At 36.6% G+C, this 24134-nt stretch carries 29 protein-coding genes; 16 read left to right on the forward strand and 13 right to left on the reverse strand.

The window, feature by feature from the left end; translation table 11 throughout:
* Positions 1–34: 34 nt before the first annotated feature.
* Positions 35–826, forward strand: a complete 792-nt coding sequence (locus tag DIS06_RS13205; protein ID WP_110113716.1) for a potassium channel family protein — start codon at positions 35–37, stop codon at positions 824–826.
* 203 nt (positions 827–1029) lie between these two features.
* Here the strand turns inward: DIS06_RS13205 and DIS06_RS13210 are convergent, their stop codons facing one another.
* From DIS06_RS13210 to DIS06_RS13220, 3 genes are all read right to left on the reverse strand, one after another.
* Complete coding sequence (locus tag DIS06_RS13210) at positions 1030–1434, reverse strand: YugN-like family protein (protein ID WP_110113717.1); 405 nt, start codon at positions 1432–1434, stop codon at positions 1030–1032.
* A 116-nt stretch (positions 1435–1550) separates the two neighbouring features.
* Positions 1551–2900: a glucose-6-phosphate isomerase gene (locus DIS06_RS13215; RefSeq protein ID WP_110113718.1), complete on the reverse strand. Its 1350-nt coding sequence runs from the start codon at positions 2898–2900 to the stop codon at positions 1551–1553.
* Between the two features lie 507 nt (positions 2901–3407).
* The gene (locus DIS06_RS13220) at positions 3408–3683 is read right to left on the reverse strand and encodes a hypothetical protein (protein ID WP_110113719.1); all 276 of its coding nucleotides are present in this window, start codon (positions 3681–3683) and stop codon (positions 3408–3410) included.
* Between the two features lie 215 nt (positions 3684–3898).
* Here DIS06_RS13220 and DIS06_RS13225 point away from each other — a divergent pair, with 215 nt between their 5' ends.
* Genes DIS06_RS13225 through mnhG form a run of 7 tightly spaced genes read left to right on the forward strand, consistent with a single transcriptional unit; the run spans position 3899 to position 9665 of the window.
* Complete coding sequence (locus DIS06_RS13225) at positions 3899–6298, forward strand: Na+/H+ antiporter subunit A (RefSeq protein WP_110113720.1); 2400 nt, start codon at positions 3899–3901, stop codon at positions 6296–6298.
* Positions 6298–6720 carry a Na(+)/H(+) antiporter subunit B gene (locus tag DIS06_RS13230; protein ID WP_110113721.1) on the forward strand — a complete coding sequence of 141 codons (423 nt, stop codon included), beginning with the start codon at positions 6298–6300 and terminating at the stop codon, positions 6718–6720. The genes DIS06_RS13225 and DIS06_RS13230 overlap by 1 nt, the downstream gene beginning before the upstream one ends.
* A complete protein-coding gene (locus tag DIS06_RS13235) occupies positions 6720–7061 on the forward strand; it encodes a Na(+)/H(+) antiporter subunit C (RefSeq protein ID WP_110113722.1) in 342 nt (113 codons plus the stop codon). Before DIS06_RS13230 ends, DIS06_RS13235 begins: the two co-directional genes overlap by 1 nt.
* Entirely contained in the window at positions 7054–8535 is a 1482-nt protein-coding gene (locus DIS06_RS13240; protein WP_110113723.1) for a Na+/H+ antiporter subunit D, read from the forward strand. Before DIS06_RS13235 ends, DIS06_RS13240 begins: the two co-directional genes overlap by 8 nt.
* A 6-nt stretch (positions 8536–8541) precedes the next feature.
* Positions 8542–9018, forward strand: coding sequence for a Na+/H+ antiporter subunit E (locus DIS06_RS13245; RefSeq protein WP_110113724.1), 477 nt, complete (start codon positions 8542–8544; stop codon positions 9016–9018).
* A gap of 1 nt (position 9019) precedes the next feature.
* Positions 9020–9304, forward strand: a complete 285-nt coding sequence (locus DIS06_RS13250) for a Na(+)/H(+) antiporter subunit F1 (protein WP_110113725.1) — start codon at positions 9020–9022, stop codon at positions 9302–9304.
* Positions 9288–9665, forward strand: a complete 378-nt coding sequence (gene mnhG / locus DIS06_RS13255) for a monovalent cation/H(+) antiporter subunit G (protein ID WP_110113726.1) — start codon at positions 9288–9290, stop codon at positions 9663–9665. The genes DIS06_RS13250 and mnhG overlap by 17 nt, the downstream gene beginning before the upstream one ends.
* Positions 9666–9701: 36 nt before the next feature.
* On the opposite strand, the gene DIS06_RS13260 is transcribed toward mnhG, so the two are convergent.
* On the reverse strand, positions 9702–10865 hold the full coding sequence (locus DIS06_RS13260) for an iron-containing alcohol dehydrogenase (protein ID WP_110113727.1): 1164 nt from the start codon (positions 10863–10865) through the stop codon (positions 9702–9704).
* A 163-nt stretch (positions 10866–11028) separates the two neighbouring features.
* Here DIS06_RS13260 and DIS06_RS13265 point away from each other — a divergent pair, with 163 nt between their 5' ends.
* On the forward strand, positions 11029–11259 hold the full coding sequence (locus DIS06_RS13265; protein ID WP_110113728.1) for a DUF378 domain-containing protein: 231 nt from the start codon (positions 11029–11031) through the stop codon (positions 11257–11259).
* A 61-nt stretch (positions 11260–11320) separates the two neighbouring features.
* Here the strand turns inward: DIS06_RS13265 and DIS06_RS13270 are convergent, their stop codons facing one another.
* Both DIS06_RS13270 and yugI read right to left on the reverse strand, forming a co-directional pair.
* Positions 11321–12517 (reverse strand): ornithine--oxo-acid transaminase, encoded by a 1197-nt coding sequence (locus DIS06_RS13270; RefSeq protein ID WP_110113729.1) that lies wholly within the window; start codon positions 12515–12517, stop codon positions 11321–11323.
* A gap of 183 nt (positions 12518–12700) precedes the next feature.
* Positions 12701–13108 (reverse strand): S1 domain-containing post-transcriptional regulator GSP13, encoded by a 408-nt coding sequence (yugI, locus tag DIS06_RS13275; RefSeq protein ID WP_110113730.1) that lies wholly within the window; start codon positions 13106–13108, stop codon positions 12701–12703.
* A gap of 464 nt (positions 13109–13572) precedes the next feature.
* Between yugI and DIS06_RS13280 the strand changes: the two genes are divergently transcribed.
* Together DIS06_RS13280 and DIS06_RS13285 are read left to right on the forward strand one after the other, a co-directional pair.
* The gene (locus DIS06_RS13280) at positions 13573–14916 is read left to right on the forward strand and encodes a sodium-dependent transporter (protein WP_110113731.1); all 1344 of its coding nucleotides are present in this window, start codon (positions 13573–13575) and stop codon (positions 14914–14916) included.
* Positions 14917–15111: 195 nt separating this feature from the next.
* On the forward strand, positions 15112–15492 hold the full coding sequence (locus tag DIS06_RS13285; protein WP_110113732.1) for a helix-turn-helix domain-containing protein: 381 nt from the start codon (positions 15112–15114) through the stop codon (positions 15490–15492).
* Between the two features lie 112 nt (positions 15493–15604).
* Here DIS06_RS13285 and DIS06_RS13290 read toward each other — a convergent pair whose 3' ends face one another.
* Both DIS06_RS13290 and DIS06_RS13295 read right to left on the reverse strand, forming a co-directional pair.
* The gene (locus DIS06_RS13290) at positions 15605–16765 is read right to left on the reverse strand and encodes an aminotransferase (protein ID WP_110113733.1); all 1161 of its coding nucleotides are present in this window, start codon (positions 16763–16765) and stop codon (positions 15605–15607) included.
* On the reverse strand, positions 16765–17265 hold the full coding sequence (locus DIS06_RS13295) for an Lrp/AsnC family transcriptional regulator (protein WP_110113734.1): 501 nt from the start codon (positions 17263–17265) through the stop codon (positions 16765–16767). Before DIS06_RS13295 ends, DIS06_RS13290 begins: the two co-directional genes overlap by 1 nt.
* A 163-nt stretch (positions 17266–17428) precedes the next feature.
* On the opposite strand from DIS06_RS13295, the gene DIS06_RS13300 reads away from it, so the two are divergent.
* Positions 17429–18256, forward strand: a complete 828-nt coding sequence (locus DIS06_RS13300) for an alpha/beta fold hydrolase (protein ID WP_110113735.1) — start codon at positions 17429–17431, stop codon at positions 18254–18256.
* Positions 18257–18365: 109 nt separating this feature from the next.
* Here DIS06_RS13300 and DIS06_RS13305 read toward each other — a convergent pair whose 3' ends face one another.
* Positions 18366–18629 carry a DUF1871 family protein gene (locus DIS06_RS13305; protein WP_110113736.1) on the reverse strand — a complete coding sequence of 88 codons (264 nt, stop codon included), beginning with the start codon at positions 18627–18629 and terminating at the stop codon, positions 18366–18368.
* A 110-nt stretch (positions 18630–18739) separates the two neighbouring features.
* Between DIS06_RS13305 and DIS06_RS13310 the strand changes: the two genes are divergently transcribed.
* Entirely contained in the window at positions 18740–19909 is a 1170-nt protein-coding gene (locus DIS06_RS13310) for a MalY/PatB family protein (protein WP_110113737.1), read from the forward strand.
* 59 nt (positions 19910–19968) lie between these two features.
* Here the strand turns inward: DIS06_RS13310 and DIS06_RS13315 are convergent, their stop codons facing one another.
* Positions 19969–20556, reverse strand: coding sequence for a superoxide dismutase family protein (locus DIS06_RS13315; protein WP_110113738.1), 588 nt, complete (start codon positions 20554–20556; stop codon positions 19969–19971).
* Between the two features lie 133 nt (positions 20557–20689).
* Positions 20690–20887: a hypothetical protein gene (locus tag DIS06_RS13320; protein WP_204166800.1), complete on the reverse strand. Its 198-nt coding sequence runs from the start codon at positions 20885–20887 to the stop codon at positions 20690–20692.
* A gap of 91 nt (positions 20888–20978) precedes the next feature.
* On the opposite strand from DIS06_RS13320, the gene kapB reads away from it, so the two are divergent.
* Positions 20979–21368 carry a kinase-associated lipoprotein KapB gene (gene kapB / locus DIS06_RS13325; RefSeq protein ID WP_110113740.1) on the forward strand — a complete coding sequence of 130 codons (390 nt, stop codon included), beginning with the start codon at positions 20979–20981 and terminating at the stop codon, positions 21366–21368.
* A gap of 37 nt (positions 21369–21405) precedes the next feature.
* Here the strand turns inward: kapB and kapD are convergent, their stop codons facing one another.
* Together kapD and DIS06_RS13335 are read right to left on the reverse strand one after the other, a co-directional pair.
* Positions 21406–22029: a 3'-5' exonuclease KapD gene (gene kapD, locus DIS06_RS13330; RefSeq protein ID WP_110113741.1), complete on the reverse strand. Its 624-nt coding sequence runs from the start codon at positions 22027–22029 to the stop codon at positions 21406–21408.
* A gap of 393 nt (positions 22030–22422) precedes the next feature.
* Positions 22423–22809, reverse strand: coding sequence for a hotdog fold thioesterase (locus DIS06_RS13335; protein WP_110113742.1), 387 nt, complete (start codon positions 22807–22809; stop codon positions 22423–22425).
* Positions 22810–22969: 160 nt separating this feature from the next.
* Between DIS06_RS13335 and DIS06_RS13340 the strand changes: the two genes are divergently transcribed.
* Complete coding sequence (locus DIS06_RS13340) at positions 22970–23353, forward strand: YuzC family spore coat inner layer protein (RefSeq protein WP_110113743.1); 384 nt, start codon at positions 22970–22972, stop codon at positions 23351–23353.
* A 242-nt stretch (positions 23354–23595) separates the two neighbouring features.
* Positions 23596–24132 (forward strand): HD domain-containing protein, encoded by a 537-nt coding sequence (locus tag DIS06_RS13345; RefSeq protein WP_110113744.1) that lies wholly within the window; start codon positions 23596–23598, stop codon positions 24130–24132.
* Positions 24133–24134: the final 2 nt, after the last annotated feature.

The following is a 24134-nucleotide window of genomic DNA, read 5'->3' on the forward strand; positions in this document are numbered from 1 at the left end:
ACTTATGGTACGATTCTAGTGTTGGAGGTTTTTTATGCTTGAAAAGCTTTTATTTCGCTTTTTTCGCCGTTCCATCTTAATACGTTTACTCATGATTATTACTACAATCATTGTTTTATTCGGTACAATGATTCACTTTATTGAGCCAACAAATTTCAATACCGTCTTTGATGGAATTTGGTGGGTTGTCGTCACAATCTCTACTATTGGATATGGTGATTTTGTCCCTCAAACAACCATTGGAAAAGCTGTCGCAATCTTATTAATTCTAGTAGGTACAGGCTTTATTACCACTTACTTTGTTACATTAGCTACCATTGCTGTATCAAAGGAAAATGCTTATATGGAAGGAAATTTTAAGTTTTACGGAGCAAACCACCTCATTATTGTAGGATGGAATGAGCGTGCAAAACTTGTTATTGAAGAATATAAGACTGCCTTTCATGAAGAGGAAATTGTTTTAATTGATGAAACCCTTACAACGAATCCAATGGTTTGTGACCGAGTTCACTTTGTAAAAGGGAGTGCTTCACATTCTCACATCCTTGAACTTGCAAACGTCAAACAAGCCTATAAAATTTTAATTACAGCTGATCAACATAAAGGTGAGGAATATTCAGATATGCAAGCCATCTTAACATTAGTTGCTGTAAAAGGGATCAATCCTTCTATTTATAGTATGGTAGAAATTTTAACCGAACAGCAAATGAACAACGCCAATTTCGTTGGAGCAAATGAGATTATTAAGACAAATGAGTTAATTAGTAAAATGATGTATCATGAGATTTTCACGAAAAAAACAGCAGAAAAAAAGAGTACCGACTAAGAACACTCTTTTTCCTGTTGTTTTTTTAATTTGAACATAAGACTGTTTGCATAAACGCTATCACTATTTAACGTAGTGAAAATTGCTCACTTCCCGCCTAGTATATACGCTCCTCCTCCTAAAGTTTCACCTATCTCCCTTTTTTCTTCATTGATTGAAGAGGTGATGACCAATTTAAAAGCAACCATTTTAAAAACATGGACCTAAGTTAGCAATGTTGATTCTAACTCTGCCACCAATTCTTTTCCAACTGCAATGTACTTGTCAGGAAATGAAGCATCTGGATCTTGCGGCTCCGAAAATTGATCAAAAGATGCATTGGCATTTCCAACGTGAACGTTATCGTCTAAACCAATTTGATATTTATGAGATAGTAAATATGGTGTACCAATTCGTACCGTCGTACCGTGAGAATCAAGCTGACCGTCTATCGCTTGAAATGGAACACGTAAAAACTGATAGCCTACTTCATCATCAATTTTATAATCAAAGTAACCATGGTCATAATCCCAATTCCCTCCGATACTGTACCCTAATGGTTTTAATTGATTTTCTAATTGATAAAGTGTAAATGACTCTCCTTCAAGTTTTGATGATAATTCAATCATGTCATCAACCCCCTTTTTTCTTTATCATCTCCTTTTCTACCTATTTTATCACTGCTTCCATACAACAAAAAAAGACATGAAAGAGAAGTCCTCTTTCATGTCTTTTGGCAGCTTCATTATTTTAAACGTTTTTCTAATTCTGCTTTTTTCTCTTCAAATCCTGGTTTACCTAATAATGCAAACATATTTACTTTGTAAGCTTCTACACCAGGTTGATCGAACGGATTTACACCTAATAAGTATCCGCTCATTGCACATGCTTTTTCAAAGAAGTATGCAAGATAACCAAATGTGTAAGCGTCCATCGCAGGAATTTCAACAACTAAGTTTGGTACTCCCCCATCTGTATGAGCAAGCATTGTTCCTTGGAACGCTTTGTTGTTAACGAAATCAACTGTTTCACCCGCTAAGTAGTTCAACCCATCTAAATCGTTTTCTGCTTCTTCAATCGTTAGCTCATGACGAGGCGTGTTTACTTTAATAATCGTTTCAAATAAGTCACGACGCCCTTCTTGTACGTACTGACCTAATGAATGAAGGTCCGTTGAGAAATTAGCAGACGACGGATAAATTCCTTTTTGATCTTTCCCTTCACTTTCACCGAATAATTGTTTCCACCACTCAGCAAAGTATTGAAGACCTGGCTCATAGTTAATCAGCATTTCAATTGTTTTACCTTTATTATAAAGAACATTACGTACAGCTGCATATTGATACGCTAGATTCTCTTCTAATTCAGATTTCGAGAAGTCTTCACGAGCTGCGGCTGCTCCTTTCATCATCTCTTCAATGTTCGAACCACTCACAGCAATTGGTAATAACCCTACAGCTGTTAACACAGAGTAACGTCCACCAACGTCATCAGGAATGACAAATGTTTCGTAGCCTTCTTCGTCTGCTAACGTTTTTAATGCACCACGCTCTTTATCCGTTGTTGCATAAATGCGTTTACGCGCTTCTTCTTGCCCGTATTTTTCTTCTAACAACTTGCGGAAAATGCGGAATGCAATGGCAGGCTCCGTTGTTGTACCAGACTTTGAGATCACATTAATAGAGAAATCTTTTCCTTCAAGTAAGTCCATAAGATCTCTCATATACGTTGAGCTAATGTTATTACCCACAAACAAAACTTGTGGTGTTTGACGCTTTTCTTTTGGTAGTGCATTATAGAATGAGTGTTGTAACATTTCAATTGCTGCACGAGCGCCTAAATAAGAGCCACCGATTCCAACAACTAATAAAATATCAGAATCCGATTTAATCTTTTCTGCACTCTTTTGAATGCGCGCGAACTCTTCCTTGTCATAATCAACTGGAAGGTCTACCCATCCTAAGAAGTCGTTACCTGCACCCGTCTTTTCATGAATTGAATGATGTGCTACTTTTACAGCATCACGTAAATATGTAAGTTCATGTTCACCAAAAAATGATAATGCTTTTGAATAATCAAAAAGAACATGTGTCATAATTTGTTCCTCCATTAGTTAAAAATGTTTTATCCCTTTACACTTTATCGGAACTAGAAAACGAATTCAAGTTAATCGCTATATGTAAGCGAATACAAGTGATTTCACTCTCTATTTTCAGAAAAAACATGGCGTATTCTAGACATTTAATTAAGAAGACGGTGTTTCGAAAACGCTACTAAGGGAATCGTTTCTAGAAGAGAATCTATTAATTTAGTAACGTATATTTTTGTATAGCAAAACAGCTACATATATATTTACACCTTGTTTTTTCTATATTATTCGCCCTTCTGCTTTTAAAAATTATATTCATCATAGACAGACTCGTTTAGAACAGGTACAATCTTTCTTCCTCATTTAAAGAAAACATTGTAAAAAGAAAGTCTACATGCAACATCCCTTGACCGTCTATCCATTGTATAACTGGATTCTGTCGGCAAGGGATGTTACACGGTGAGTCGAATGAGATGCTTTGTCTCTCCTTTTGACTCAATCCTGCTCATGAGCTTAATTAGAAAGTTGAAGAGCTGGCTCTGCCTCTGAAATGACATATGTTGTCGTTCCAACCCTTACATACTCTCTCGGTTTAAACGGAGGGAGTGAAAGAGGGCGCTTGACAATGGTTGTATCAGAATCAGAAGATGTCGATACATTTTCATACTGAGCAAAGGGGAGAACGTATTCGTCGTTATAATCTCGCTTTGTTTCTTCATTTAAAAGATATGCACCGATTAACAAGGTAGTAAAAATAGATGCACTTACTGCTATATGTTTTTGATACATAAAAATCACCACCTTCTTTATAGGGTGGTTTAGTTCGGCAATTTTTATTCAAATAACAAAAAATTTTTTTATATAAAAAGACGAGTTTCTATTTATTTAATAAGTAAAGTGAAAATGGTTGATACTACTAAGTAGCATGGATGCAAGCAAAAAAAATTTATTATATAATCGTTTCTAGAAAATTATTCACAGCTTTGCATAAGGAGGTTTGTCTTTTGTCGTTGTTACACTTGGTGATTTTGTCACCGTTTATATTGGCAATTTTTATTCCATTTTTCTACAAGTCATTCCGTAACATCCACACAGGATGGTTTGTATTGCCACTTCCCGTTATTCTTTTCGTGTATTTCACACAATTTTTTAGTGGCGTTTCAAATGGAAATGCGTATTTATATTCGTTTAAGTGGATACCTAGTTTAGGAATCAACTTTGATGTTTATGTAGACGGCCTAGGATTACTATTTGCTTTATTAATTACAGGTATTGGATCATTAGTGGTTCTTTACTCCATTTATTATTTGTCAAAAACAAAAGAAGCATTACATTCATTCTATGTTTACTTGCTTTTATTCATGGGTGCAATGCTCGGAGTAGTATTATCAGACAACCTGATTGTCCTGTATAGTTTCTGGGAATTAACAAGTTTGTCTTCTTTCTTATTAATTGGGTATTGGTATCAACGTGAAAAGTCACGATACGGTGCTCAAAAATCGATGTTAATTACCGTTTCAGGTGGTCTCGCAATGCTAGCTGGTGTCGTTCTTCTTTATTTGATGGGAGGAACATTCAGTGTTAGAGAGTTAATAGGAAACTTAGATGCGATTACATCTAGTGAATTATTTATCCCGGCTATGATTTTGATTTTGCTCGGAGCATTCACAAAATCAGCACAATTTCCATTTCACATTTGGTTACCAGATGCGATGGAAGCACCAACACCTGTTAGTGCTTACTTACATTCAGCAACAATGGTTAAAGCAGGTATTTACTTATTAGCTCGATTAAGTCCTATCTTTGCCGATCACGCTGTGTGGTTTGTTGCTGTGTCTTCAGTCGGAATAATTACACTTTTCTGGGGTTCATTCTCAGCAGTGAAACAAACCGACTTAAAAGGTATTCTTGCATTCTCTACAATCAGTCAGCTTGGACTGATTATGTCCTTACTCGGCGTTGGAAGTGCGGCATTATATTATGACTTTTTAGATGACAACATCTATGTGGTAGCCATTACCGCAGCGGTTTTCCACCTTATTAACCACGCCACATTTAAAGGAAGCTTGTTCATGGTCGTTGGGATTGTTGATCATGAAACAGGTACACGTGATATTCGTAAACTCGGTGGGTTAATGAGCTTGATGCCTATTACTTTCACTTTAGCGATTATTGGATGTTTCTCAATGGCTGGTCTTCCGCCATTTAACGGTTTCTTAAGTAAGGAAATGTTCTTTACTGGCATGGTGAATGTCACGAAGATGGATATCTATAATTTAGAAACATGGGGGTTATTATTCCCTGTACTTGCGTGGATTGCTAGTGTATTCACGTTTGTTTATAGCATGATTATTGTATTTAAGACGTTCACAGGTAAATATCAACCTGAAAAGCTAGAAAAGAAACCACATGAAGCACCAATTGGTATGCTTATCTCACCAATTATTCTAGCATCATTAGTTGTGATATTTGGTTTATTCCCAAATATCCTATCACATAGCATTATAGAGCCTGCCATGGCATCAATTGCTCCTAGTTTATTAGGAGCTGGAGAACAATTTTATGTTCATATCTACCATTGGCATGGATTCAACACAGAATTGTTTATGACAATTGGTGTGATCGCTTTAGGTGTACTACTATTTTTAACATTACAAAAATGGACGGGCATCTACAATGCGTTTCCAAAAGAGCTTGCACTCAACAATTTTTACGATAAAGGAATTGTTGGGATGGACCGAGGTTCAAACAAACTAATGGGCTTGTTTATGACTGGCTTTATCCGCGACTACCTTGTCATTATTTTCGCATTTTTTGCAGCACTAATGCTCGGTACATTGTTTGTACAAGATGCATTTGTCATGGATTTTAACGATACAGCTCCAATTGGGGTGTACGAAGTAATCTTATCAATTGTAATGGTGACAGGTGCAATTACAACGTTGTTTGCGAAGTCACGATTAACGGCCATTATTTCGTTAGGAGTTGTCGGGTATACACTATCTCTATTCTTTGTATTATTCCGAGCACCTGACCTAGCTTTAACACAATTAGTCGTTGAGACTGTATCTGTCGCGTTATTCTTACTATGCTTCTACTACTTACCAGAATTAAAGAAGAAGCCGAAACGCTTAAAATTCCGTCTAACGAATTTTATTATCGCACTTTTAACAGGTACAACCGTCACACTATTTGGTATTGCAGCAAATAGTACACGACTATTCGATTCCATTTCAGAATTCTTTGTAGAAGCGAGTTACAAAGAAGCCGGTGGTAAAAATATGGTAAACGTTATTTTAGCAGATTTCCGTGGATTTGATACGATGTTTGAAGTCGTCGTACTTGGAATTGCAGCCTTTGGTGTTTATGCAATGATTCGTTTACGTGTAAGGAGGAATGACTAATGAAACCCAATGACCTCATTCTTCAAACGGTAACGAAGGTGGTTGCCTTTATCGTCGCAATCTTCGCCGTTTATTTATTCTTCGCTGGGCATTATACGCCCGGTGGAGGATTTATTGGAGGATTAATGGCATCTGCCGCTCTTGTATTGTTGTTACTTGCTTTTGATATAAAAACGGTTCAAACGGTAATCCCTGTTAATTTTAGAACCATTGTGTCAATTGGTATGCTAATTGCTGTTGTACCTGGATTATTCTCATTCTTCTTCGGAGTTCCTTTCTTAACACATACGTTTGGATACTTTGATCTTCCGATTATTGGAGAAACAGCCTTAGCTACTGTTACACTATTTGAGATTGGTGTATTTCTTGTTGTAGTCGGTTTTACGATGACCGTTATTCAAACGATTGGAGAGAGTGAATAATGGAAATTTTAATGTCAATTGTAGCAGGTATATTAGTTACCATTGCTGTTTATCTTATGTTATCACGCAGTATTTTACGGATTATTATCGGAACTGGGCTTTTAAGTCACGGAGCACACCTTCTTCTCCTTACAATGGGAGGACTTAAAAGAGGAACAGTTCCACTGCTTGGTGAAGAAGCTGCGTCTTATACAGACCCACTTCCACAAGCATTAATTTTAACAGCGATTGTTATTAGTTTTGCAATCACATCTTTCTTTCTTGTATTAGCGTATCGCGCTTATCAAGAACTTGGTACAGACGATATGGACAAGTTAAGGGGTAATGAAAACAATGACTAACTTTGTAATTTTTCCGCTGCTTATCCCTTTGTTAACAGCTATTACACTGTTAATATTGAAGAATCAAATTGGCCTTCAAAAGATAATCAGCGCTCTATCATTAATTGTAAATATTGGTTTATCACTTTATTTGGTTCAAATTGTGTTTGAAAATGGTATTCAAACACACGAACTTGGTGGCTGGACACCTCCATTTGGAATTGTCCTAGTAGCCGACATGTTCTCAGCATTACTTGTCTTAACGACAAATGTTGTTAGTTTATGCTGTGTACTCTATGCGTTTCGCTCGATCGGCGAAGACCGTGAGAAGTTTTATTTCTACGGAGCCGTTCAATTTTTAATTACAGGTGTCATTGGTGCTTTTTTAACAGGAGATATCTTTAACCTGTTTGTATTCTTTGAAGTATTTTTAATGGCATCTTATGTATTGATTGTACTCGGTGGAACAAAGATACAGTTGAGAGAATCACTAAAGTATATTCTTGTAAATATTATCTCTTCTGCTCTCTTTGTAATTGCTGTTGCTTATTTGTATGCTGTGACCGGAACATTAAATATGGCAGATTTATCTGCTCGTGTGAGTGAAGCAGGTCAGCCAGGCCTATTAACAGGCATCGGACTTTTATTCTTTGTTGTGTTCGGTTTAAAAGCTGCCTTATTCCCAATGTTCTTTTGGCTACCAGGATCATATAGTGCTCCTCCAACGGCTGTATTAGCATTATTTGGAGCATTACTCACAAAAGTAGGGGTATACTCCATCTTCCGTCTATTCACGCTTATTTTCTATCACGAGCCGCAATTCACTCATGAGATTATCGGCTGGGTAGCTCTGCTTACCATTGTCGTTGGCTCAATCGGTGCAATTGCTTATTGGGATGTTAATAAAATTATCATTTACAACATCATTATTGCAGTAGGTGTGATTGTTTACGGCGTAACACTTACTACTCCAGAAGGATTAGCAGGATCTATCTATTACCTCATTCACGATATGGTCATTAAAGGTGCTTTATTCTTACTAGCAGGTGCCATTATTGTGATTACAGGTACGTCTAATATTAAAAATATGGGTGGTCTAATTAAAAATCATCCACAGTTAGGATGGATGTTCTTCATTGCTACCGTCTCATTAGCTGGTATTCCACCGCTAAGTGGGTTTATTGGTAAGTTCCTTCTTGTTCAAGGTGGGTTAGAGTCTGAAAGCTATACATTTGTAGCTGTATTACTCGTTTCTAGTTTGCTTGTGTTGTATTCAGCAATGAAGATTTTTATGAATTGTTTCTGGAGAGAACCAAAGCTGACTGCACAAGAAGAAAAAGGAACGACAAAAGGACTTCTCTACCCTTCGGCTATTTTATTAGCCATTTCTGTTTTCTTAGGAGTAGGAGCTGAATTTGTTTATCCTTATATTTCAATGGCGGCTGAGACACTAATGGATCCTTCTGTGTACATCCAATCAGTGTTAAAGGAGTAGATCACTATGTCATTTCAATTATTATTAAACTTTCTAATTGCGTTCACTTGGATGTTTTTAAAGAATGAGTGGACAGGTACTAGCTTTCTCGTTGGTTTTTTCTGGGGAGCCATTATTATTTTAGCATTACGACGATTTTTTCCTCAGCGTTACTATATGGAAAAAGTCTATGCCATTGTAAAGCTCCTGCTTATCTTTTTACGCGAGTTATTCAAATCGAATATTGCCGTAATTCGGGATGTATTGCGTCCGAAATTAGATATTAAACCCGCTATCTTCGCTTTACCGATTCAGGTAGAGAAAGATTGGGAAATTACTACATTATCGCTATTAATTACATTAACACCTGGTACGCTTGTCATGGATGTATCCGATGATAATTCAACACTGTATATTCATGCGATGAATGCTGGGGACATCGATGAAACAATTGAAGATATTCGAAATACATTTGAAAAAGCCATTATGGAGGTGAGCCGATAAAATGTTAGAAATGCTCTTAAATATTTCACTTGTCATTATATCGGTTGCAACAATTGGGTTTGTGTACCGTGTCATTAAAGGGCCTTCGACAGCAGATCGTGTAATCGCCCTTGATGCAATCGGTATTAACTTGATTGCCATCACAGCCATCATGTCGATTATCTTACGTACAGAAGCGTTTTTAGAAGTTATTCTGTTACTTGGAATTATCGCATTCGTCGGTACGATTGCTTTTTCTAAGTTCTTACAGAGAGGAGAGATCATTGAGTATGACCGAAATCAGTAGTATTATCATTGGGATCATTATCTTATTAGGGTCTCTTCTTACACTCGTGACAATGATTGGTTTTATTCGTCTCCCTGATGTATATACTCGCAGTCACGCTGCTTCAAAAAGCGCGACGTTAGGTGTTATGCTTGTTTTAATTGGGTGTCTTCTGTTCTTCTGGATGGAAGAAGGCTATGTTAGTGCTCGCTTGATTCTAGGGATTGTGTTTGTGTTTATTACGTCTCCTGTAGCTGGTCATTTAATTAGCCGTGCTGCTTATTATGACAAGGTTCCTCTATGGGAGAAAACAGTACGAGACGACTTAAAAGATAAAAACAAAAAAACAAACAACGAAAAAGATTTTGCTCATAATCGTTAAAAAAACATGCCCTGTAAAAAGGGCATGTTTTTTGTATTATAGAGAAGCTTTTAAGATCGCAACGACATCGTCTTTCTTTAGCACTTTAAATTTACCAAACTCACCGTTAGCCATTGCTTTATCTGCCATGAGATCAATTTTTTCATCTGTGATGTCATAGTCTGCTAATCGTGTTGGTGCACCTAAGCCTGTCCAGAATTCACGAAGCTTTTGAATTCCTTCTAGAGCTACCTCTTTCTCTGACTTACCACTAGGATCTACATCAAATACACGTTCAGCTAATTGTGCAACACGTGACACATTCTCATCCATTGTGTATTCCATCCAATTAGGGAATAGAATAGCTAGCCCACCAGCATGTGGAATATCGTACACAGCTGATACCGCATGTTCAATGTTATGAGTTGCCCAATCACCTTGGTAACCCATTTGTAGCATGCCATTTAATGCAATCGTACCGCTATAAAGAATCGTTTCACGTAACTCATAGTTTTCTAAATCATTCACTAGCTTTGGACCTGCTTCAATTACAGTTCTTAAAACTGATTCACACATGCGATCTTGAAGAGGTGTATTTGACACATGATGGAAATATTGTTCAAATACGTGGCTCATCATATCAACAATTCCATAAATTGTTTGGTCTTTTGGAACTGTATATGTGTTTTCTGGATCTAAAATTGAGAATTGAGGAAATGTCGCCGGGCTTCCCCATCCATACTTTTCATTGGTTTCCCAATTCGTAATAACAGACCCTGCATTCATCTCAGATCCTGTTGCTGCAAGAGTTAACACCGTACCAAAAGGTAATGCTTCTGTTGCCGGTGACTTTTTCGTGATAATATCCCATACGTCACCATCGTATTTTGCACCCGCTGCAACGGCTTTTGTACAATCAATAACACTGCCTCCACCAACAGCTAATAAAAACTCTATGTTGTGCTCTTTGCAAATATCAATTCCTCTTTTAACCGTCGTTAAGCGCGGATTAGGCTCTACTCCAGCAAGTTCATGCACCTCAGCATTTACTTCGGCTAACGTCGCTACAACTTTGTCATAAAGACCATTACGTTTAATACTGCCTCCACCATATACAAGCAGTACCTTTTTACCGTAATACTCTAGTTCATTCTTTAATTGTTCTAATTGTCCCTTACCAAAAATAAGCTTTGTCGGATTATAAAATGTGAAATTATTCATGTGATCCAACCTCCTTATACGCCACATTATGAACAACCAAAAACACATTGTAAAGAAAATAGCTTACTTATAAAGTGATAACCAATTTTCACAACAACATGCATATTTTCACCAAAATAAAACAACCTATTAGTGAAACATTATGATAAGGAGGATTTCCATTATGAGTGGTATTCAACGTATTGCACTTGTTCTTACAATTATCGGAGCGATTAACTGGGGGCTTATTGGATTCTTTCAATTTGACTTAGTGGCTGCTATCTTCGGCGGTCAAGCATCTGCTCTTTCACGCATCATTTACGGTTTAGTGGGAATTGCTGGTCTCATCAACCTTGGATTATTATTTAAGCCTTCTGCAGAAGTAGAACGCACAGAACCGAAAACAACTCATTAAGTTGGACAAAAAGCGTCCTTACAGTACAATGTAAGGACGCTTTCATTAAAAATGAATGCTTTTATTTTGTTAAAACTTGCTCAATACGCTCAATTGCCCAATCCAACTCTTCTTTTGAAATAATAAGAGGTGGCGCAAAGCGAATAACGGTATCATGAGTTTCCTTACAAAGAAGACCTTTACCCTTTAACTCTTCGCAATATGGACGAGCAGCTTCATGTAACTCTACTCCAATAAACAACCCTCGTCCCCGCACTTCTTTAATAAGTGGGCTGTTAATTTCACTTAGCTTTTGTTTTAAATAGTCCCCAAGCTCTAATGAACGTTCCACTAACTTTTCGTCTTCAATGACTTCAAGAGAAGCTAAAGAAACTGCACAAGCTAACGGATTCCCTCCAAAAGTAGATCCATGAGATCCTGGATTAAAGACACCTAAAACGTCCTTATTTGCCACTACGCATGAGATTGGGAATACCCCTCCACCTAATGCTTTACCTAAAATAAGTAAGTCAGGTGTAATGCCTTCCCACTCATAAGCAAATAATTTACCTGTACGTGCTAATCCAACTTGAATTTCATCAGCTACAAATAAAACATTATTTTCTTTACATACATCATATGCTTCTTTTAAGAAACCCTCGGGTGGTAAAACAATTCCTGCTTCTCCTTGAATAGGCTCAAGCATAAACCCTGCTGTATTCGGTGTAATCGCTGCTTTTAACGCTTCGATGTCACCATATGGAATTAATTTAATTCCGGGTAACATTGGGCCAAATCCACGTTGATACTCAGCTTCTGATGATAAAGACACCGCTGTCATTGTACGCCCATGAAAATTCCCTTCACAAGCAATAATCTCAGCTTGGTTAGCAGCAATACCTTTAACTTCATATCCCCAGCGGCGAACTGCTTTTACAGCCGTTTCAACTGCTTCAGCACCTGTATTCATTGGCAACGCCATATCTTTACCAGTTAATTGACAAATCTTTTCATACCAAGGCCCAAGTTGATCATTATGGAACGCACGTGATGTGAGCGTTACACGATCAGCTTGATCTTTTAGTGCTTGAATGATTTTAGGATGACGATGTCCTTGATTTACTGCTGAATATGCACTAAGCATGTCCATATATTTATTTCCCTCTGGATCTTGTACCCATACACCTTCTGCTTTTGAGATTACGATTGGTAGCGGATGATAGTTATTAGCACCGTACTTTTCAGTTTGCTCAATAATGTTGTTTGTTACTGTTGCCATGACATATCCCCCTGCGTCTAAATTGTTTAAATTGTCATTATTCTTTCATTTTTATATTGAACGAATTTTGCAAAAAAGTAAAGAGAATCAAGGGTTTTTCATATACTTTCATTGACATGCATAAAAAAAACATCGGCTCCTCTCACGAAGAACCAATGTTTTACTATTATGCTTTTAGTAGCATTATTTTTTGATTAAGTCGTTGCGGTTTGATTGATCAATCCACTCTTCTAGTTTCTCTTTTAATGTGTTGAAACCTTGTGGAGCTTCTGTGTAGTTTTGCACAGTTGCTTGACCTTGACGCTTTTTGTTTGCTGGCTTTTTCGGTGCAGCTGCTGGCTTTTCTGGAGCTGGCTCAGTTGCACGAATTGATAAACCAATCTTTCCTGTTTTATCATCTACTGATAGAACTTTTACATTTACTTCGTCACCTACAGTTAAATGCTCGTTGATGTCTTTTACGAAACCATGTTTTACTTCAGAGATGTGAACTAAACCTTGAGTTTCTTCATCTAATGCTACAAACGCACCATAAGGTTGGATACCCGTTACTTTTCCTTTTAATACACTACCAATTTCAAACTTTGACATATAAACACTCCTAATTAACGATTTATTTTCATATTTACAGGCAATATAAAATTATACCACAGTTTTCGCAATGAATCAAAAAAGGTCTTTATCCATTTTTATCTTTTACACTTTTTAGGATATTTTTATTCTCTTTTTTTATTCTTCTTTTTATCATACACCTTCGTACTTACTTAATCAATTCGCTCTCAATTATACATAATATTTCCACATCTATAAAAAACATTCCAACGACTACTTTTGAAATCATTTAGTAAAAAGAGTAGATTAGGCCATACTAATGGATATTTACAGATCTTTTTACACATTTTTGTTTCTTTTCAACTCTATGGATAATGAATAAAACTTCATATTATAAATTGCAAGAAAAGTGTGTACATTCAAAACTTCACGTAGTATTATGTAGAAATATGTCGGATTGGTTCGACTTTTTACATAATCGTTAAGTTAGGAGTTAGTCATAGATGAAAAAACATGAACAGTGGACATCTAAGCTTGGATTCATTTTAGCCGCTGCAGGATCAGCAATCGGGCTAGGAGCAATTTGGAAGTTCCCTTATATGACCGGGACAAATGGCGGAGGCGTCTTTTTACTTTTATTTATTCTTTTCACTGTATTAATTGGAGCTCCAATGCTATTAGGAGAATTCATTGTAGGTCGCCATACACAGCGTGATGCAGTAAGAGCTTATCAAAAAATTGCACCTGATGGTAAATGGCACTATATTGGGTATTTGGGGGCTATCTCCGCAGGGGTTATTTTATCTTTTTACAGCGTAATTGGTGGTTGGATTTTATCTTATCTTTATCGAAGTATTACTGGGCAAATGATTGGCCTTTCAAATAATCAATACGAAGAACTTTTTAATTCAATCATTGCCAACCCCTATGAAGTCGTCATTGCTCAATTTATCTTTATGGTCATGGCCATTCTGGTTGTACAAGGAGGCGTCCAAAAAGGGATTGAGCGCGCGAGCCGTATTATGATGCCGTCACTCTTTTTATTATTCATTGTACTAGTCATTCGCTCATTGAGCTTAGATGGAGCACTTGAAGGCGTGAAGTTTTTATTTCAACCTAAATTTGATCAAGTTACGCCAGATACATTCATCACAGCATTAGGACAAGCCTTCTTTGCTTTAACAGTCGGATTATCCATTATGGTGACTTATAGCTCTTATTTATCGAAAGAAGAAAGCCTTGTAAAATCAGCTTCATCTGTTGTCGTGTTGAATATCTTCATTTCTATTATGGCAGGACTGGTGATTTTCCCAGCTGTGTTTGCATTAGGCTTTTCCCCAGATGCAGGACCTGGACTTATCTTTGTAGTCTTACCAGCTGTGTTTGATAAGATGATCTTTGGCTCTTTATTTTTAAGTTTATTTTTAATCTTATTATTATTTGCTACGTTAACGTCTGTGTTTTCGATTTTAGAAATTCTCGTATCCGTTTCTGTAAAAGGCAAACAGGAAAAGAGAAAGCAAGCAACATGGGCTGCAGGCCTTATTACATTCATCATTGGTATCCCGTCTGCTCTCTCTTTTGGAGTTCTAGCAGATGTGACCATTTTTAATAAAACTATTTTTGATTTTGCTGACTATATTACAGCTAATATCGCATTACCTTTAGGTGCGTTTCTTATTTCAATCTTTATTTCATTAAAGATACCAAAAGAGGTGTTAAAAGAGGAATTTTCAATTGGCTCAAAAACGTTAGCTTCTACCTTTACTATTTGGTATTATTGCATTCGTTTTGTTGTACCAATTGGTATTATCCTTATCTTTCTACAAATCATGGGCATCTTTTAAAGGGTGTTGAAACGACGACACTTTAAGCTGTTGGGAAGATTCTTCTCAGCAGCTTTTTTTAATTGACTAAAAGTAGGTTACTTTCGTTTACAGAAAGTAAAAGTGTCATGATTTGTTCAGAATATTCACAAACAAAAAGACCATTCAATGATATGATAAAAGAAAGCACCTTATTAATGTATTGGGGGTTATGTAATGAAATCAATTGGGAGAAACATTCAATTATACCGAGAGCTAAAAAAGATGAGCCAACAAGATTTGGCGTTAAAAGTACGTGTAGGTTTGTCTACTATTCAGAAGTATGAACGAGGTGAACAATTACCTGATACTCAAATATTATTACGCATCTCGACTGTGCTTGACATTCCAGCTAGTGAGTTAATGAATACAGATGAAAAACAACACGCTGTTTCAATAGACGAAGAGTTGCACGTGTTGATTACAGAAATGGGTGTAGAAAAAGCAAAAGTTGTTTTACGAAAAGTAAAAGAACTTAATGATGAACAGTATCGTGATTTTATGAAAATGGTCTACACAAATAAGTATGAAGAAATAAATGCACCTGATTTAAAATAAATGTTTAACTCCCCAAATGTTTGGATATAGTAATCATATAAGCTTTCTAGTATTCCCCCCTTTTTATATGTTTGAAGAGCCCGTTGCAGGGCTCTTCTTTTTTGTCTTTCTATTACTGAAATTGGTACACAAATCGGTTGATACGTTTCATCGCTTCTTCCAGTGATTCCATCGAAGAAGCATATGAACAACGAATATGACCTTCTCCACCCTTTCCAAATACATTTCCTGGAACAACAGCCACACGCTCTTCTATTAACAATCTTTCTGCGAATTGTTCCGATGTAAGTCCCGTGCTTTTAATCGATGGAAATACATAAAAAGCACCACCAGGAAGATGACAATGCAAACCAGCTTCGTTTAATGATTTCACCATATAGTTCCTGCGACGTCGATAACTTTTTCTCATTTCGTCCACATCTTGTTGTCCATTTCTTAATGCTTCAATAGCTCCGTATTGAGCCATCGTTGGAGCACACATCATCGTGTATTGATGAATTTTCAGCATCGCCTCTGCTATTTCATTTGGGGCACAAAGATAACCGAGTCGCCACCCTGTCATAGCGAACCCTTTCGAAAATCCAGATACGATAATGGTTCTTTCTCTCATTCCTTGTAGTGAAGCAATTGATGTAAATGCATCATCATACGTTAGTTCCGCATAAATTTCATCTGCAATGACAAGAAGATCATAAGCTTCTACAATCTCCGCAACTGCTTCAAGCTCTTCTTTTGTTAATGAACTTCCTGTCGGGTTATTAGGTGAACATAATAAAATAGCTTTTGTTTGATTGGTGATTACCTTTTTAATTTGCTCTGGCTGAAGCTTAAATTCAGTCTCCTCTGTCGTTTCAATTGCGATAGGCTTTCCACCAGCAAGCTCGATTAATGGACTGTAAGAAACAAAGTTGGGCTCTACTACAATCACTTCTTCACCTGGATTCAAGATTGCTCTCATCGCTAAATCCAACGCCTGACTAGCTCCAACGGTTACAATAATTTCATCTTCTGGACGATAGGAAACCGAAAAATGAGTTTTCATATACTTAGCAATTTCACGACGTAATTCTAACAGTCCAGCGTTTGCAGTATAAGAGGTATATCCACGTTCTAAAGATAAAATACTAGCTTCTCGAACCGCCCAAGAAGTAACAAAATCCGGTTCTCCTACCCCTAAAGAAATGACATCATCCATACTAGCTGCTAAATCAAAAAAGCGGCGAATACCTGATGGTTTCAATTGCTGTACTTTGGATGATAACCGTTCTTTCATTACGGTGACACCACGATTCTACGATCTTCATCGCCTTGTTCGTAAATGGTTCCATCATGTTTATATTTCTTTAAGATAAAGTGTGTAGTCGTTGATAAAACTGAATCGAGCGTTGATAATTTTTCAGAAACAAAATAGGCAACTTCAGACATTGAATGTCCTTGTACAATCACTGATAAGTCATACGCTCCAGACATTAAGTACACTGATTTCACTTCCGGAAAGCGATAAATACGCTCTGCAATCTCATCAAACCCTACTCCTCTTTTGGGAGCTACTTTTACATCGATCATAGCTGTTACACCTTCGTGTCCATCTACTCGTCTCCAGTTAATATCCGTTGAATATTGTACAATGACTTTTTCTTTTTCTAATTTCTTTACGATCTCTTCTGTTTCTTTCACACTTAAATCAACCATTTTCGCAACACTATCTATTGAGATACGGCTATTCTTTTCAAGAATTTCGAGAATCTCTAATTCCTTTTCCTCTAAAAACACACACATTACCTCCTATATTCAATCTTTTTAGACTTTTCTATTATATCAGACGATAAGTACCTGACCAATCCGCCTTATGATTTATCGAAAAAATTGGCAAAAGAAAAATGAGCAGTTTAAGACATCGACGGGCACACTACAAAAAAACAAAGCTGGAGTGAAAATGATGATCAATAAAACATCTAACGTTTGTAACATTAACGACATTAATGTTTATTATGAACTGTACTCATCCAATCCTACTAAGCCAACAATGGTACTGCTTCACGGATTTTTATCATCAAGCTTTAGCTACCGTCGTTTAGTACCGTTGTTATGTACAGAATTTCAAGTAATCGTTATTGACTTACCTCCTTTTGGTCAAAGCGAAAAGTCACTCACTTTTCTTTATTCTTATCACAACTTGGCTAAAACTGTGGTGTCCCTGCTCGAGCAACTAAAATTAAAAGATGTAATAGTAGTTGGACATTCAATGGGAGGACAGATTGCACTAAATGTCGCCAAACAAAAACCGGAACTTGTGACGAAGCTTGTTCTTTTATGTAGTTCTGGTTACTTACAAAAAGCGCATTATGGATTGGTTATGTCTTCTTATGTCCCCTTTTTCTATCTATGGGTAAAAACATGGCTCGCTCGCAAAGGGGTTACTGGAAACCTACAAAATGTCGTATTTGATCACCAGTTGATTGATGATGAGATGGTAAAAGGCTATACCCAGCCGTTTTTAGACGACACCATTTTTATGGCTTTAACAAAAATGATTCGCGATCGCGAAGGAGATCTATCTTCCCAGGATTTAAGAAAAATTGAACATCCAAGTCTACTTGTATGGGGTGAGGAAGACCGTGTTGTTCCATTACAAGTTGGCAAGAGATTACAGCGAGATTTGCGAGTATCTCAACTTATTTCATTTGAAAAAACGGGTCACCTCTTACCAGAGGAAAAACCAGAGGTAATCTCTAATCATATGTTAGAATTTTTATTCGGCTAAGCAAACGTAACGTTACACGGTCTCCATTTATATTGCTCAAATAAAAAAGGTTACATCGAAACAACTTATTGCTTTTGTTCGACGTAACCTTTTTGTTTTTTATTTCAGTCTATCTTTCACAAGTTCCGCTATTTTTAATGAATAACAGCTCTTGTGCTTTTCTCTCACATGTTGAGAGGGGAATTAATTCTTCAAAGGAAAACTCATAAATATCTTGAATTTTTTGTGCTAATACTGAAACAGAATCATACACATGTACAGCTTGCAACACATCCACTACTTCTGTTTCATAAGATCCCTTTCCATAGCCTAGTGGGTCCCAATTTAATAAATTTTCCATTATTTTCACATTCGATTGTTGAGCTTCATTCATCTTTTATCACCTACTCTATTTTCACTTAACTCATTTAATTGACAACTACAGACACAAACGTGCACTCTAATTATACATCACCATCTATTTAAAGGAGGCTTTATGTTTTTATGACACACTATTTGTTTGACGAGGTTATTAACAGAAAACAAACACAATCGGTAAAGTGGGACAAGACAGAAACATTTTTTGGTTCAGCCGATGTCCTCCCTTTATGGGTAGCGGATATGGACTTTCTAGCACCACCTCATGTTCTTGATGCACTGCAAGAACGTGTAAAACATGGTGTGTTTGGTTATACAGCCGCCTCTTCTGAAACATCAGATGCACTCATTCAATGGTTATATAAAAAGCATCAATGGAAAGTTCAGGAGGAATCAATTATATACAGCCCTGGAATTGTATTTGCCATTAGTATGGCTATTCAAGCTTTCACTAAGCAAGGCGATCAAGTTCTAATTCAATCTCCAGTATACACTCCCTTTTTTGAGATGGTAAAGTTGAATGAACGACAAGTTGTTGAAAACTCACTTTTCTTAAAGGATGGGCACTATGAAATAGACTTTGCTGATTTAGAACAAAAACTCGCCAACAACGTTACATTGATGATTCTTTGCAATCCTCATAACCCAGTTGGTCGAGTATGGACAAAAGAAGAATTGACAAAGATCACTAAGCTTTGTACAAAGCATAATGTCCTTTTACTATCTGATGAAATTCACTCGGACCTTATTTATCCACCTTATCAACATATACCGATTTCTTCCTTGAGTGAAGAGGTGTCTGATCGTATCATTACTTGTGTTGCACCTAGTAAAACCTTTAACATTCCTGGCTTGCAAGCCTCCGCTATCATTATTCCAAATGAAGAGCTGAGAGAGGCATATAATAAACAACAACAAAAGCAAGGCTTCTTCACCCTTAACACCTTTGGAATTGTCGCAATGGAAGCTGCTTATCGGTATGGAGAGTCCTGGTTGAATGAATTACTTTTATACTTAAAAGAAAATGTTACACTAGTTGAAACATTTATAGAAGAAAACCTGCCAAGCCTTGACGTCATTAAGCCTGAAGGAACATATTTAATGTGGATTGATTGTCGAAATCTTAACCTGACAGATGAACAAATGAATGATCTCCTTCTTAAAAAAGGAAAAGTAGCGGTAGAACTAGGTACAAAGTATGGAGAAAACGGTAGTGGCTTTATTCGTCTAAACATCGCTTGTCCACGTTCTACGCTTCTTGATGGCTTACATCGTATAAAAACTGCCTTGCAATAACAAGTAAAAAGATCGCTACGACTTATTAATCATTGTCGTAGCGACCTTTTTGTTATTTATCACTCTTCTTTTCCTGGCTTATTTTGTCCTTCTTTTCCAGACTTGCCCTCTTTTTTCTCTTCTTCTTTGTTTTTCGAGATAATACCACATGCAATTCTTTTACCCGAATCTCCAGATGGCTGTGTCATTCCATCATCTTTTTTCTCTGTTATAACAATAGATGAACCTTCCATACGTTTCATTAATGTCATTTTTCCTTCTTTCATTGTGACGCCAGGAGCCGTTAAACTACCAGCAAACGTTCCATCATCTTCCACAATCATATTTGGTAGATCCCCTGCATGAGCTCCCTCTGGATGAAGCAAACCATGTGGCTTCTTATCAGGATTAAAGTGGTTACCTGCAGTTTTAAAATCAGGAAAGTCACAGTTTCCTTTTTCATGAATATGAACACTATGTTCGCCTGGTGGTAATCCGTCCATCTTAAAGTCTAACTTCACCCCATCTGATTCTTCTTCTACGGTTACAGTGCCCACCGTATCTCCTACATCATTATGTATTTCAACATCTTTCTTGGTGACCTCTTGCTCCATGCACCCTGTTAAAAATAAAAAAGGGATACAACTACTGATGACTATTCTTTTCATCGCAACCTCCATTATTTTGAACCTGTTATCATTCATTTCTCTTTATACTCCTAACAAAAAAAACAGTTTTCTCAACATAGGTTGTCCATGCAAACCTCGTTTTAAACGTTGAGAAAACTGCTTAATCCATTGATTATAGCTTATGATTTTCATTCTTTAATTTTAATTGTTCTTCGAATTCTTTCGCTTTTTGAGCTTCCTTTTTTGATACGTTAATGATTAATCTCCATGTGACGATCGCTGCTATAATAAAAACAGCCATTGTAATTGATGCAGGGAGATACTCTGACTTATCTTCCGGAAAGTATAAAAACAACTGTAAAACAAACATATTTATCAACTTGTACACCCTTTCATTATGGAACAACCTACTATATCCTTTATACTATCATTATATCGAACAATGAAGGAGTGACAAGATAATGAACAGACTTGAATTAAACATAGGAGATTGTGTGACAGCAATCTATAAAACGGGGAAGTATGTTGGAGACATCACAAATATTCGTGATCACCATTATGTCGTGCGTGTAAAAGCTGTATTGACGCACCCTCAACAAGGAGACTTACATAACCCAAAGCAAACAGACGTCCCTTTGTTTCATGAACGCCGTGCGTTAGCGTTTCGTGAGCAAGCAAACATCCCGAAACAAATGGTTAAACTTTATACAGAAGCAGTACCTGATTATCAAACTTCCTTAAAAGAATCGCTTGAAACACTTTATAACTCATTGAAGGATGATGGAAGTGATTATGCAGCAAAAAGTAAACAACAATTAGAGAACTTAAAAGCTGACTATTTTCGGTCTTAAATACAAAAGCCAAATTCACTCATTAGTGATTTGGCTTTTATAACGCAAATTTATTTAATACTTTCGAGAAATCAATTCGATCTCCAATTGTAGTAGGAGCTGGCTTCGCTAAGTATCTTTTGTCATTTTCAACTAACTTAAAGATATTATAGGTTGTAAGTGCATCATCTAATGCACAATGGTGCTTTCCTGTTCCTTCCTTCCCATACTCTTGAACAGCTTTCCATAATCCTGTTTGGTTTTGATCGCCAAAGAATCGTTTATATTCCATTGATAAGTCAATTTGTTTTCCTGCGAATGGAAAGGGAACGTTATTCTTTTGACAGCTATGTTTTAATACTTTCATATCCATATTGCCCCATGTAATAATGGTACTCGATGTCTCCTTTTCATATTGAGACATTTGTTCCATTAATTCTAAAAAGGTAATTCCTTCATCAACTTGATCTTGTTGGATGCTTAAAAAGGTTTTGCAGCGTTCAGTTAACGTTGGAAATTGCGTAGGTTTTACAAAGGAAGAAAAGCGAGCGCGTATTTCTTGATTAACAACTAGTACAAGTCCTACTTCAATAATTTCAGGATAGAAACCTTTTGGATTCCCCTTGGATTCGGGCATCGTAAATTCAAAATCAATAAACAAATACTGTTGATTGGTGTCCATTTTTTCACCTCTTTCCTATTTAATCGTACGTATTCACTACTTTTATTATATCATGACATCTACTACTGTAGGCCTCTTTTTTACATACACATTAAAATATTCTAAATATTCTTTTATTATACAATAAAAATTTTTTCTTATACTACTTTATTCAAAAGCGTGTCTAAATGTTTGGTATGATTGCCTTACTTCTAAAATTTTTCTTTGAATTTTTAGTCCATTTTTTCTTCCAGTATCATTATAAAAAGAGGGAAACCGTTAAAGTGGAAGGCTAGCGTCCTTCACACATACAATCCCTCTTCTATCTGTCCATTGATATTCGATTTTTTCTCCAACAGTTGTCATGACCTAAATCAAACAGCCTATTTCTAGACGAGCGTCCCCTTTTTACACTTATTTATCTTTATCTATAACCGCTAATGTACAGCGAGAAATGCAAACTAACTTTTGTTGTTCATCTACAATCTTTACTTCCCAAACCATTGTTTTTTTTCCTTTGTGCAGAGGTGTAGCAATAGCTGTCACAAAGCCATCTTTTTTAGCACGAAGATGATTGGCGTTAATCTCTAAACCCACACATGCTTGAGAATCTTGATTAATAGAGGCAACCCCACCAATACTAGCTACAGTTTCGGCTAGTGCAACGGAAGCTCCTCCATGCAGTAACCCAAAAGGTTGCCTCGTTCGCTCATCTACTGGCATTGTCGCCTCTACTCGCTCACTACTCATATGCGTCACTTCAATCCCTAACGCTTCCATTAATGTATTTTTCAATTCCATTTCCTTCCTCCTTTAAGTTTCCTTATTTTCACTACCAGTTTTAGTTCTTCTTTTTGGTGCAAAATCCCTTCATAGACAATTGACCAAACTCCGAATAATTAAGAGTAAGTTAGATATACATAGAGTAATCTATTTTTAATAAAAAGGAGCACATAACACTATGAAAAAACACGCGTACCCTTCTTTCCCCTTTACATATACGTACCCTCTGTATTGCTATCCCCCTTCTCTTTTGTACACGACTAGAAATCCTTTTCCTCCTGTAGACATATCTATTTTTAAACAATCTCTGGCAACGATGCCTCAAGTATTAGATGACGTCAGACTATTTATAAACAAAATGAATACAAAACAAGGTCTAGCTTACAAGATAAAAGATGCAGCTCAACATTCAAATACAAAAGAAGTTGAAAAACTAATTAAATCAACTGGCGTACAATCTGACATAGAAGCTTCCTTTACCCCAGATAACATTCGTATTCTCTTCGTATATAAGAATGGCGAGTTAGATTGCTGCCATATCACATTGGCCATTAGATGGTAAGCTTAACATGTACGTTAAATTAACCTGTAAAAAAGTCCTCTTCTATAAGAAACAAACCTTTGACAAGCGTTGATGTTTAAAAAAGTTGGACGGTCCTTTTTTACTTTTCAAGAATACTATAAGTTAGGTAGATTTGATTATCATGTAAAAACTTGTTACACCTTTGTTGTTTTTACTGTACAAATATGATAGTGTTGTTTGAAATATATCTTTTACGTTATTTTTATAGGAGGGTATATACGATGAGAAATGTTACATTATTTGAGATTTTCACACATCCAATTGCTCAAAAATATTTAACAAGATCTGGTTTAGCTCATGCTATTTCAGTTGCATACCACGCCCTTCGTCTCTCCAAGCAATTTAATGTAAATCCAGATTTAGCTACAAAAGCCGCTTTATTACACGACATTGGTCACTACGAATGGTATACAAACGGAAAGTGGGATTACGAAAAATACAAGAAAAATGATATTCATGCGATTAAAGGTGCCGAGCGCGCTCACAAGTTATTAATTAGACTTGGTGAGAACCCACAACACGCAAAAGAAATTGCTTTAGCTATCTTACTTCATACAGACTCTTATCTTCCTGACGGTGAACTTCAAAAACGTCCTCTACAAACAGTCGTAAGATTAGCAGATGAAGCAGACGAAGAGCCTGGTGGTAACCACCACTATCGACAAATTGAACATGAACTAGCGATAAAAAAGATAAAAGACTTAGATACAAAAGTCGAAGCTGCATTACAAGTGCTTCCTTATCAACAATTAGGATAAAA

Origin of the sequence: Bacillus sp. CGMCC 1.16541 (assembly GCF_003184905.1) — a bacterium.
Lineage (GTDB): Bacteria > Bacillota > Bacilli > Bacillales > Bacillaceae_H > Priestia.

Bases quoted from the DNA above. Each gene is read 5' to 3' on its own strand.
- DIS06_RS13205 (WP_110113716.1), top strand. From the start codon at position 35: ATGCTTGAAAAGCTTTTATTTCGCTTTTTTCGCCGTTCCATCTTAATA.
- DIS06_RS13210 (WP_110113717.1), bottom strand. From the start codon at position 1,434: ATGATTGAATTATCATCAAAACTTGAAGGAGAGTCATTTACACTTTAT.
- DIS06_RS13215 (WP_110113718.1), bottom strand. From the start codon at position 2,900: ATGACACATGTTCTTTTTGATTATTCAAAAGCATTATCATTTTTTGGT.
- DIS06_RS13220 (WP_110113719.1), bottom strand. From the start codon at position 3,683: ATGTATCAAAAACATATAGCAGTAAGTGCATCTATTTTTACTACCTTG.
- DIS06_RS13230 (WP_110113721.1), top strand. From the start codon at position 6,298: ATGAAACCCAATGACCTCATTCTTCAAACGGTAACGAAGGTGGTTGCC.
- DIS06_RS13235 (WP_110113722.1), top strand. From the start codon at position 6,720: ATGGAAATTTTAATGTCAATTGTAGCAGGTATATTAGTTACCATTGCT.
- DIS06_RS13240 (WP_110113723.1), top strand. From the start codon at position 7,054: ATGACTAACTTTGTAATTTTTCCGCTGCTTATCCCTTTGTTAACAGCT.
- DIS06_RS13245 (WP_110113724.1), top strand. From the start codon at position 8,542: ATGTCATTTCAATTATTATTAAACTTTCTAATTGCGTTCACTTGGATG.
- DIS06_RS13250 (WP_110113725.1), top strand. From the start codon at position 9,020: ATGTTAGAAATGCTCTTAAATATTTCACTTGTCATTATATCGGTTGCA.
- mnhG (WP_110113726.1), top strand. From the start codon at position 9,288: ATGACCGAAATCAGTAGTATTATCATTGGGATCATTATCTTATTAGGG.
- DIS06_RS13260 (WP_110113727.1), bottom strand. From the start codon at position 10,865: ATGAATAATTTCACATTTTATAATCCGACAAAGCTTATTTTTGGTAAG.
- DIS06_RS13265 (WP_110113728.1), top strand. From the start codon at position 11,029: ATGAGTGGTATTCAACGTATTGCACTTGTTCTTACAATTATCGGAGCG.
- DIS06_RS13270 (WP_110113729.1), bottom strand. From the start codon at position 12,517: ATGGCAACAGTAACAAACAACATTATTGAGCAAACTGAAAAGTACGGT.
- yugI (WP_110113730.1), bottom strand. From the start codon at position 13,108: ATGTCAAAGTTTGAAATTGGTAGTGTATTAAAAGGAAAAGTAACGGGT.
- DIS06_RS13280 (WP_110113731.1), top strand. From the start codon at position 13,573: ATGAAAAAACATGAACAGTGGACATCTAAGCTTGGATTCATTTTAGCC.
- DIS06_RS13285 (WP_110113732.1), top strand. From the start codon at position 15,112: ATGAAATCAATTGGGAGAAACATTCAATTATACCGAGAGCTAAAAAAG.
- DIS06_RS13290 (WP_110113733.1), bottom strand. From the start codon at position 16,765: ATGAAAGAACGGTTATCATCCAAAGTACAGCAATTGAAACCATCAGGT.
- DIS06_RS13300 (WP_110113735.1), top strand. From the start codon at position 17,429: ATGATGATCAATAAAACATCTAACGTTTGTAACATTAACGACATTAAT.
- DIS06_RS13305 (WP_110113736.1), bottom strand. From the start codon at position 18,629: ATGAATGAAGCTCAACAATCGAATGTGAAAATAATGGAAAATTTATTA.
- DIS06_RS13310 (WP_110113737.1), top strand. From the start codon at position 18,740: ATGACACACTATTTGTTTGACGAGGTTATTAACAGAAAACAAACACAA.
- DIS06_RS13315 (WP_110113738.1), bottom strand. From the start codon at position 20,556: ATGAAAAGAATAGTCATCAGTAGTTGTATCCCTTTTTTATTTTTAACA.
- DIS06_RS13320 (WP_204166800.1), bottom strand. From the start codon at position 20,887: ATGTTTGTTTTACAGTTGTTTTTATACTTTCCGGAAGATAAGTCAGAG.
- kapB (WP_110113740.1), top strand. From the start codon at position 20,979: ATGAACAGACTTGAATTAAACATAGGAGATTGTGTGACAGCAATCTAT.
- kapD (WP_110113741.1), bottom strand. From the start codon at position 22,029: ATGGACACCAATCAACAGTATTTGTTTATTGATTTTGAATTTACGATG.
- DIS06_RS13335 (WP_110113742.1), bottom strand. From the start codon at position 22,809: ATGGAATTGAAAAATACATTAATGGAAGCGTTAGGGATTGAAGTGACG.
- DIS06_RS13340 (WP_110113743.1), top strand. From the start codon at position 22,970: ATGAAAAAACACGCGTACCCTTCTTTCCCCTTTACATATACGTACCCT.
- DIS06_RS13345 (WP_110113744.1), top strand. From the start codon at position 23,596: ATGAGAAATGTTACATTATTTGAGATTTTCACACATCCAATTGCTCAA.